The organism is Chamaesiphon sp. OTE_20_metabat_361, assembly GCF_031364565.1.
In genome coordinates, this window is sequence record NZ_JANLWO010000354.1 from 1 (window position 1) to 7,405 (window position 7,405).

Genomic DNA, 7,405 nt, shown 5'->3' on the forward strand with positions numbered 1-7,405 from the left:
ATCTCCCATCTCCCATCTCCTAAAGTCCCTCCAACGGCACCCCTAAAAACCTCGCTAAGTCTGCTCCTTGAGTTTCTAGTTCAGTCAGTGAAACTGGTTCGCCGACGCGAGTGAGGGGGATTTCCCGACGACCTTTGATCCGCACGTAAAGGGTGCGGCGGGGGCTGAGTCCATCTTTGATATCGACTCTGACTGCTTGAGCGTCAGCAAGCTTACTTTTGAGTTCGATCCGCCGATTTTTACCGGGGAAACCATGGCGAAAAATAGTAATCTCGCCAGCTTCGCGATCGAACTTATTGTAACCGCCGCCAATATCTAAGACGATCGCCACCCACAAGTAAGTAGCGAGCAAAGTACCTGCAACACCGTAGAAAGTCAGGGCGATCCCTTGCGGAATAAATGCTAATGACAGTGGATTGCTCACCGGGAGTAAGTTAACTTTGAAATAGCTAGACAGCCCAGCTAACAGAAAGCCAATCCCCCCAATGGAGACAATAACTGCCCAAAAGTAGTTACTAAAACGGCGCGAACCCAGTACAGGTTGGGACAAAACTGTCTGCTCGACAGTGATTGATGGATTAGACATTTTTAATAAATTAGTTTCGATCTACATCGTTCGCGCTGCATGTGCCGAGCACAATCGCGAGTATCTCTACCTACTATTACCGATCTACCTACAACTCGATCGGATTCGATCGGAATTTTTACGGTTCTTCATTTAATCAAGCAGTCATTCAGGTACGCTCTCTACCCGAATACCCCAAGCGTTAACTGCGTTCCCAGCGAAATTTGCGATCGGCTTCTGAGATTGCCAGATCGTTGATACTGGCAAACCGCCGCATCATCAGACCGTTGGGCGCAAATTCCCAGTTTTCATTCCCGTAAGCCCGAAACCATTTACCCGCTTCATTGTGGTACTCATACTCAAACCGTACCGCAATTTTATTTTCCATAAAACACCAGAGTTCTTTCTTGAGGCGGTAGTCGAGTTCTTGCGCCCACTTACGAGCCAGAAACTCTCTAATCGTCGTGCGTCCGCTGAAAAACTCCGATCTATTCCGCCACTCCGAGTCTTCAGTATAGGCTAACGCTACCCGATCGGGATTGCGAGTATTCCAGGCATCTTCAGCCGCTTGGACTTTAGCAGTAGCGGTTTCTAAGGTAAATGGTGGTAATGGTGGTTTGGTTTCCATTATTGTGGCTTTTGGTAGCGTTAATAGTCATTAAAGCACTCTATTATATCAGCTAGGCCCGATCGACTTCTGCGATTAGCTCGACTCTAAGGTTTCCACCCTTGGAATTGCTGACAGTGGCGCAGCACTGATTTCCATCCCTAACCGTTGCTAAATTCCCAAATCCCGATCGCGACCGAGACTAAATTATGCGAGAATGGTAAGCTACCGATTAAGTTTTGGCGATCGACCCAAATTAGACAAAAAAGCAGCTAGCTCGATCCAGCCAGGGACATCGCACTTCATTGATTTTCACTAAACATAGGTATTTTAAGACCATGCAAGTAGGCGACCGCGTTCGTGTCAATACATCTGTAATCATTTATCATCATCCCAAAAATCGCGGTCAAGCTGTAGATATTCACAATTTAGAGGGGACGATCGATAAGATTGCGACAGAATGGAAAGGTCGCCCTGTCAGTGCCAATTTTCCGCTCGTGGTGAAGTTCGACCTCGACAAGTTACGGGCGCACATGCGATCGGATGAACTTGAAGTAATTTAGATCTAAATGTAGATTTGGGAATGCTCGATCGCTGAAGATCTCGTAGGTGGGCACTGCCCACCATCTAGGCTCTAGGCATTATTGTATATCTAATAAATAATTGCATTACCTACTTAGTCCCAGTAGGGTGGACACTGCCCACCATCTAGGTTCTAGGCACGATTTATTCAATAAGTAGCTGCATTTGCCTACTTAGTTATTAGTCTTCTAGATATAGATCTGAAAAACTTGCTGCTCAGGATCGAATCAAAGATCGAGAATTAAAGTTTTACTAGTATCGAATAAATCTGTGGAAAAGGATTTTAATTGCGACTAACTCTAGCCCATCGGTTTAGTTAAATTAATTTGGGTTTGTGGCTGCACGATTTGAGTGGCAGCACCTTGACTATTGGCTAGTTGCAAAAAGGCATTCAGCGGGCCAAAATTGGTGGCATGGACGATCGCGGGAGCGTCGTAACCCTTGAGATCGACGGAGCATTCTTTAAAAACGCGATGCTTGCCTAGTAAGGGTGCAAGATAGCGATAAGTAGAGGAACCGATCGCAATTTCGGCGTTGAGTTCTTTGGTAATTGCTTCTAGTCTAAATGCCGCATTCACTGTATCGCCCAAAGCAGTGTAGTCCGGTCTGTCACTACTGCCAGCATTGCCGATCATCGCGTGACCCGTATTGATTCCCGCACCAATTTTTAGCTCGAAGGGTAATGGATACTGCTGGCTCAATTCCCGAGTCATTTTGTTGAGGTCGTCTAATGCTAGGAGAATATTCATCATCTCTTGCTTGGTGACAGTCTCGCCATTGTGGAACCATAGCGCCATCAAAGCATCACCAATGTATTTATCGACCCAGCTACCGCGATTGCGAATGATCGCTCCGGCATTGCGGAACCAGGTACTCATCACCTCGGATAGTAGGTTTTCATTGGTCTGACGGGTCAAAATCGTGAAATTTCGCATGTCTACGACCATTACTGACATCAGCTTGCGAAGATGCAGTACTGATGTAACGGTACCATCGAGAGTGCCTTCGGCATCGAGACCCAGAGATCCATCCACTCGCGGACAGTGAAATTCAAATTCAGTTTGACCGAAAGTAATCGTATCGCCGTCGTGGATAGTCACGGGAATACTGACTCGGCGACCGTTGACAAAAGTGCCGTTGCTACTGCCCAAATCGATCAGGTAGTGGTCGCCAGCATCGGTGTACTGAATCATCGCATGGTTGCGAGAAATACAGCGATCTTTGACGACAAATTGGTTGTCATCGCCACGTCCCACAGTCCAGCAGTTGCCATCAACGAGTGATAGCTGGCGTTGACCGTTGTCGGTGTTTAGAATCAGATATGGTGAGATGCCCTGGTTCACGGTTGGGATATGATATGACGGTGAACTAGTGGATCGGCGGTCGGCTGGCTCACAATCTAAATAATTTAGGCATGGCTAGCAACCCACAAAAACAAACTATCGACGACGATGGTTGTTAAAACTGCGCCACTAAAGGCGTACCAATGCCACTGCTTTGTTCCTAAAGGTATTATACCCACACCCAATAGCAAATTCACGAGTACCACTGCCCATGCTGTCCCCCAAGGCGTCCGAACTTGGACGATCGCTTGTTGTAAGATCGGCATGGCGAGGGCAGGATCGACCTGCATCACCTGTCGCCAGTGTTCCATCAAGCCAACTTGATAGAAATATAAATCGGTAATAGCCGTGCCCACGAGAGAGCCAAGATAGAATAGAGCGCCAATTTTACCAAAGCCTCGCCATAGTGCCCAGACCGCAAATGGTACCCCAATCGACTCGATCGGTAAATGAATCGCTGGATCCCAGCGAAACCAACCCCAATAAATTGCTCCAGCCAACCAACTCCAACTAAACCCCAATATCAAATCGCCCCACATTTGGCTGCGAGGACGCTGGCTGAGGATCCCGCCCAAGCACACCCACAAGATCGTACTGACAACACTCAGCACTGGGTAATTCCGAACCAGAGGAGCTTCAATAAAGACAGGCACAGATACTAAAAATGCTGCTGCTGCAAAAACACCCCAAGTCCCCTGGAGCTGCCATCGCCATGTACCGTTGGTTTCGCTGGATTTATAGCTGGAGTTAAGCAAAGTAATATAGATATTGGTGACTTAATGTTTATTTATATAAAGATATTATATGAGCTATATTGCTGTGAAGCAATCTGACAAACCACGTCCGGTATGGCTCTAGCAACTTAGGAACGCAATAATTCAAGAATTACGATTATGAGAAGTGCTGCTGCCAGACATTAATATTTGTTACGCAGAGCGGCGATCGGTGGGAAGATACCAGTACCTAATTACCCGTTAATTAAATGATTCTAAAGAATTTGTCGATCGTCCGATCGAGATCTAAATTCCCGCTATTTGTATTGGTGACAATGGCGATCCTCTTATTAACAGCCACCGCCACACTTGCCACTCCAGCGGCTGGGAGTGATAAGCTCTCAGCCGATCTGAATATTTTCCAAGCCATCTTTCTCGGATTGGTGCAGGGGGTGACGGAATTCCTCCCGATTAGTAGTTCGGCACATCTGAAGGTAGTTCCTGAAGCTCTGCACTGGGGCGATCCTGGCGTGGCATTTACCGCAATTATTCAACTGGGTAGTATTGCGGCGGTAATTTGGTTCTTTTGGAGCGATATTGTCACGGTAGTTACGGGTGCATTCACAGCCATCGGGCAAAAAGATTATCGCTCTCTGGAGTTTCAAATGGCTGTGGGGATCGTGCTAGGGACGATCCCGATTGTTTTTTTCGGTTTATTAATTAAAATATATATTAAAGACTTCGACCATTCACCATTGCGTAGTTTAGGTGCGCTCGCTTGTGCTTCAATTTTTATGTCTATTTTGTTAGGTATTTCCGAACGAATTGGCAGACGCGATCGAGATTTACATAAGCTCAGAATCATTGATGGGATGTGGATGGGATTGGGGCAATGTTTGGCACTAATTCCCGGTTGCTCGCGTTCTGGCGCTACTTTGACTGCGGGGTTATTTCTCGGTCTCGAACGGGCAGCAGCAGCGAGATTTTCATTTTTATTAGGTATTCCTTCGATTACGCTGGCTGGTGTTTCGGAACTCAAGAGTGCCTTGGAAACGGGATTTAGTGGTGTTTCCGTAGTTTCGTTAATTGTGGGGACGTTATCGGCGGCAGTTTTTTCTTATTTGTCGATTGCCTGGTTGCTCAAGTTTTTACAAACCAATAATACTTTTATTTTTATCTGCTATCGATTAGCTTTTGGCACTGCAATTCTAACAGCAGTAGCCTTTGGTAGATTGATTAATTAGTTTTCTTTTGATGCTATTTTGACGATCGAGTAGGATCCGGATACCAAGATTTACAATTACAATACAAAAATTAGTTATTTTCATACACTAGCTTCGGTCGATCGAATTACCCATTACTCATGCTCATACCCTCGCGAAAACCACTAACTAAATTTACCCCCAAGCTGTTCGAGATGGGGCTGGCGCTGGCAAGCGGCGTCTTGATGGGGATGACATTCGCACCCGTCGAAGCTTGGTATCTGGCATGGGTGGCGCTCGCACCACTGTGGTATTTGGGCTGTCGCCAGCAAGGTTTTACGCCGATAGTTTATGCCTTGTGTTGGGGGATTGGCTGCTATGGACTGGGGCTGAGTTGGATCTTTGGTATTCATCCGATGATGTGGATGGGCGTGCCTTTTTTAGCTAGTTTAGGTATCGCGACTTTTTGTTTGACTTTTATTACTTTATGGGGTGCTAGTTTAGTAGTTTTGTGGTGGCTGTGTTTAAGGTTTATAAATTCAAAACTATATCTAAATCCGATTGTTAGAGTAATTTTAGCGACAGCTTGTTGGTGTGGACTGGAAGAATTATATAGTCTTACTGACTTGTGGTGGACATCATTGGCAATGACTCAAAGCCCGCACAATTTAGACATCCTCCATCTCGGACAATTATCGGGGCCATCGACAGTCACTGGGGCGATCGTGTTTGTTAATGGTTTAATTGCCGAGGGCTGTTTAGCGCTCGATCGCAATCGTCCTCTCCAATTAATTAATAAGTCAGCTTCTGCATTTCCTTATTTTGGCAGTGCGATCGCGGTAGTTATTAGCCTCCAGTTAATTGGCGCTAGCTTAGCAAATTTGCCGCTAATACAACCGATCGATTCTAGTCTTAAGATCGGTATCATTCAAGGTAATATTGGCAATGAAGTCAGACATTATCGATCGGGTTACGATCTGGCGATGGAAAATTATACCCAAGGATATCTATCGCTTGCTAAACAAGGTGTTGCGGCAGTCGTGACACCAGAGACAGCCCTCCCCTATCGAGAAAGCCAAATTAAACAGACGCCTTTTTATCAAGCAATTTTAGCTCAAAAAGTGACGGCTTTTATTGGCGGATTTGGAGAAGTGGGTAATAAAATTACCAATAGTATTTTGACGATCGATGGTAGTGGTAAAGAAATCGTGCGCTATGACAAGTGGAAGTTAGTACCACTCGGCGAATATATTCCCTTCGAGCAATATCTCGGTAAATTTGTCGATACGATCTCGCCGCTGGACTCACATTTACAAGCAGGTGGATTTGCGCCATTAATAGACACCCCAATCGGAAAAATTATCTTTGGCATCTGTTACGACTCGGCTTATCCCGAACATTTTCGGCGTCAGGCGCAGATGGCTGAATTGATTATTACAGCATCTAATGATGCTCATTATGGCGATGCCATGCCAGCCCAACATCAGGCGCTCGATGTGATGCGGGCGATCGAAACCGATCGCTGGCTGGTACGATCTAGTAATACTGGCTATTCTGCATTTGTCGATCCGCATGGGCGCACACAATGGATCTCCAAACTTAATGAATTTGTCGTTCATGCCGATCGAGTTTATCGTCGCTCGACGCAAACTTTATATGTCCGGTATGGTAACTGGTTGACGCCGCTATTATTCGCGATCGGTCTAATTTTAGATCGATTCTCCAAAAAGCGGCAACAGGCGAGATAGTCTCTTGCCCCTGCTACCTCAAAATCTGTTTGAATAGTAGATATTCCATACTGTACCGCCACCATGCAAGTCAAAGCCGCAGTCGCCTTCCAAGCAGTTAAACCCCTCGAAATTACCACTGTCGATCTCGCACCACCACAAGCGGGGGAAGTACTCGTCGAAATCAAAGCGACAGGGGTGTGTCATACCGATGCCTATACCTTGTCTGGAGCCGACCCAGAAGGCTTGTTTCCCGCGATTCTTGGGCATGAGGGGGCAGGAGTCGTTGTCGAGATTGGGGCGGGTGTGACGAGCCTGCAAGTGGGCGATCGGGTGATTCCGCTATACGTGCCAGAGTGCCGCAACTGCGATTATTGTCTCAGTGGCAAAACTAATCTCTGTCAGGCGATTCGGATTACGCAGGGGCGCGGGGTGATGCCCGATGGGAGCAGTCGGTTTTCCTATGAGGGAGAGATGCTGCATCACTATATGGGGACTTCGACATTTGCCAACTATACGGTAGTCCCTGAAATTGCGCTGGCTAAAATTCGTCCCGATGCCCCGTTTGAGAAAGTATGCCTGATTGGGTGTGGAGTGACGACGGGGGTTGGCGCGGTGATTAATACTGCCAAAGTCGAACCAGGGGCGAATGTGGTGGTGTTTGGT

Annotated in this window: 8 protein-coding genes; 4 read left to right on the forward strand and 4 right to left on the reverse strand. The window is 46.7% G+C overall.

Annotated elements, in window-relative coordinates; translation table 11 throughout:
• Positions 1–19: 19 nt before the first annotated feature.
• Both RMO35_RS10315 and RMO35_RS10320 read right to left on the reverse strand, forming a co-directional pair.
• Positions 20–586: a photosystem I assembly protein Ycf4 gene (locus RMO35_RS10315; protein WP_309740933.1), complete on the reverse strand. Its 567-nt coding sequence runs from the start codon at positions 584–586 to the stop codon at positions 20–22.
• A gap of 181 nt (positions 587–767) precedes the next feature.
• Complete coding sequence (locus RMO35_RS10320) at positions 768–1,193, reverse strand: nuclear transport factor 2 family protein (RefSeq protein WP_309740935.1); 426 nt, start codon at positions 1,191–1,193, stop codon at positions 768–770.
• Positions 1,194–1,510: 317 nt separating this feature from the next.
• Here RMO35_RS10320 and RMO35_RS10325 point away from each other — a divergent pair, with 317 nt between their 5' ends.
• Positions 1,511–1,735: a ferredoxin-thioredoxin reductase variable chain gene (locus RMO35_RS10325; RefSeq protein WP_309740938.1), complete on the forward strand. Its 225-nt coding sequence runs from the start codon at positions 1,511–1,513 to the stop codon at positions 1,733–1,735.
• A gap of 318 nt (positions 1,736–2,053) precedes the next feature.
• Here the strand turns inward: RMO35_RS10325 and RMO35_RS10330 are convergent, their stop codons facing one another.
• Both RMO35_RS10330 and RMO35_RS10335 read right to left on the reverse strand, forming a co-directional pair.
• Positions 2,054–3,097, reverse strand: coding sequence for an adenylate/guanylate cyclase domain-containing protein (locus tag RMO35_RS10330; protein ID WP_309740941.1), 1,044 nt, complete (start codon positions 3,095–3,097; stop codon positions 2,054–2,056).
• 65 nt (positions 3,098–3,162) lie between these two features.
• On the reverse strand, positions 3,163–3,852 hold the full coding sequence (locus RMO35_RS10335; RefSeq protein ID WP_309740943.1) for a DUF3120 domain-containing protein: 690 nt from the start codon (positions 3,850–3,852) through the stop codon (positions 3,163–3,165).
• A 293-nt stretch (positions 3,853–4,145) separates the two neighbouring features.
• Between RMO35_RS10335 and RMO35_RS10340 the strand changes: the two genes are divergently transcribed.
• The 3 genes from RMO35_RS10340 to RMO35_RS10350 all read left to right on the forward strand — a co-directional run.
• Positions 4,146–5,054, forward strand: coding sequence for an undecaprenyl-diphosphate phosphatase (locus RMO35_RS10340; protein WP_396135643.1), 909 nt, complete (start codon positions 4,146–4,148; stop codon positions 5,052–5,054).
• 119 nt (positions 5,055–5,173) lie between these two features.
• Complete coding sequence (lnt, locus tag RMO35_RS10345; RefSeq protein ID WP_309740949.1) at positions 5,174–6,760, forward strand: apolipoprotein N-acyltransferase; 1,587 nt, start codon at positions 5,174–5,176, stop codon at positions 6,758–6,760.
• Positions 6,761–6,823: 63 nt separating this feature from the next.
• A partial coding sequence (locus RMO35_RS10350) for an alcohol dehydrogenase catalytic domain-containing protein (RefSeq protein WP_309740951.1) occupies positions 6,824–7,405 on the forward strand: 582 nt, incomplete at its 3' end.

What these genes read in the sequence shown, in the direction of transcription:
- RMO35_RS10315 (WP_309740933.1), bottom strand. Translation starts at nt 586, where the DNA reads ATGTCTAATCCATCAATCACTGTCGAGCAGACAGTTTTGTCCCAACCT.
- RMO35_RS10340 (WP_396135643.1), top strand. Translation starts at nt 4,146, where the DNA reads ATGGCGATCCTCTTATTAACAGCCACCGCCACACTTGCCACTCCAGCG.
- lnt (WP_309740949.1), top strand. Translation starts at nt 5,174, where the DNA reads ATGCTCATACCCTCGCGAAAACCACTAACTAAATTTACCCCCAAGCTG.
- RMO35_RS10320 (WP_309740935.1), bottom strand. Translation starts at nt 1,193, where the DNA reads ATGGAAACCAAACCACCATTACCACCATTTACCTTAGAAACCGCTACT.
- RMO35_RS10325 (WP_309740938.1), top strand. Translation starts at nt 1,511, where the DNA reads ATGCAAGTAGGCGACCGCGTTCGTGTCAATACATCTGTAATCATTTAT.